The sequence below is a fragment of the Escherichia sp. MOD1-EC5950 genome, assembly GCF_002965345.1.
Classification (GTDB): Bacteria; Pseudomonadota; Gammaproteobacteria; order Enterobacterales; family Enterobacteriaceae; genus Escherichia; species Escherichia marmotae.
On record NZ_PTSR01000089.1, the window covers coordinates 1 to 1,400 of the forward strand.

Here is a 1,400-nt window from a genome sequence, read left to right on the forward strand (position 1 = left end):
TCAGACGGTGATCAATCGTATGCGCTGCCAGTGGCTCGCCTGAAAAATGCGTCAATATGAGTTCGCCGGAACGATACGCTTTTTCTGCTTCTGCCGGAGGAATATGGCCCAGCCTTTCCAGCAATCGTCGATTGTTATACCAGTCCACCCACGTTAGAGTGGCCAGTTCCACTTCTGTCCGGTTTTTCCAACTCTTACGGTGTATTACCTCCGCTTTGTAAAGACCATTGATGCTCTCCGCCATCGCGTTGTCATACGAGTCACCAGTACTTCCTGTTGAGGCCAGTAAGCCGGCTTCCTTAAGCCGCTGCGTGTAGGCCAGCGATACATACTGAGAACCTTTATCACTGTGGTGGATTGTGCCGGACGGCCGGCGGGCCCACAACGCCTGCTCCAGTGCATCCAGCACGAATGTCGTTTCCATAGACGATGAGACTCGCCACCCCACGATGTATCCGGCAAATACATCAATGATGAACGCCACATAGACGAAGCCCTGCCATGTGCTGACGTAAGTAAAATCAGCTACCCACAGCTGGTCAGGACGTTCTGCCACGAACTGACGGTTTACGCGGTCGCCTGCGGCAACGGCTTTCCGGCTGATGGTCGTACGGACCTTTTTACCCCGGAGAACACCGGCAAGTCCCATAACCGCCATGAGACGTGCCACAGTGCATCTGGCCACCCTGATACCTTCCCGTAACAACTGACGCCAGACTTTACGCACACCGTACACCTGATGATTTTCATCGTATACGCGCAGTATCTCTTTCTTCAGCCAGTCATCGCGCTGCGCACGGGCACTGCGTTTATCCGGATGATGTCGCTGTTGCTGACAGTGGTAATACGTTGACGGGGCAATATGCAGTTCGCTGCATACCGGTCCGACCCCGTACTGCTCACGCAGCTTATCCAGCAGTGGCATCATTTTTTCCAGAGGCGGTCGAACTCCGCCTTCGCAAAATAAGCGGAAGCCTGGCGAAGGATATCGTTACTGCGGCGCAGTTCACGATTTTCACGCTCCAGCTCTTTCAGACGCTGACGTTCAGCGGTGGTGAGCCCACCATCACCGCCCCCGGTATCCCGCTCATGCTGGCGAACCCAGACGCGCAGAGTCTCTGGCGTACAGCCAATCTTTGGAGCAATGGAACAAATTGCCGCCCATTGTGAGTCATATTCGCCCTGACTTTCCGGAACCATACGAACTGCCCGTTGACGGACTTCGGGGGAAAAACGAGTATTTTTAGTCACCCTGTTTACCTCTTTCTCAGGAAGTTTAGTCTCCAGGTGTCAACGACGGATGAAAAGTGATCCACTTATATCTCCACCAACGGCCCAATATTGATCCACCGTTTTACTCAGGATTAGCTTCTGCTATAACCCCGGCCTTTCGTTTCTGT

1 protein-coding gene and 1 other annotated feature are annotated in these 1,400 nt (G+C 53.5%); the gene reads right to left on the reverse strand.

Annotation, left to right across the window (positions count from 1 at the left end; all coding sequences use genetic code 11):
* A protein-coding gene (locus BEA93_RS24300; RefSeq protein ID WP_442899327.1) for an IS3 family transposase occupies window positions 1-1,251 on the reverse strand; the annotation gives its coding sequence in 2 pieces (ribosomal slippage) (window positions 1-963 and window positions 963-1,251; 1,252 coding nt annotated over the 2 pieces). This gene is flagged as partial in the annotation.
* Window positions 854-970: a sequence feature (AL1L pseudoknot), on the reverse strand. It overlaps the preceding gene by 117 nt.
* Window positions 1,252-1,400 lie beyond the last annotated feature (149 nt).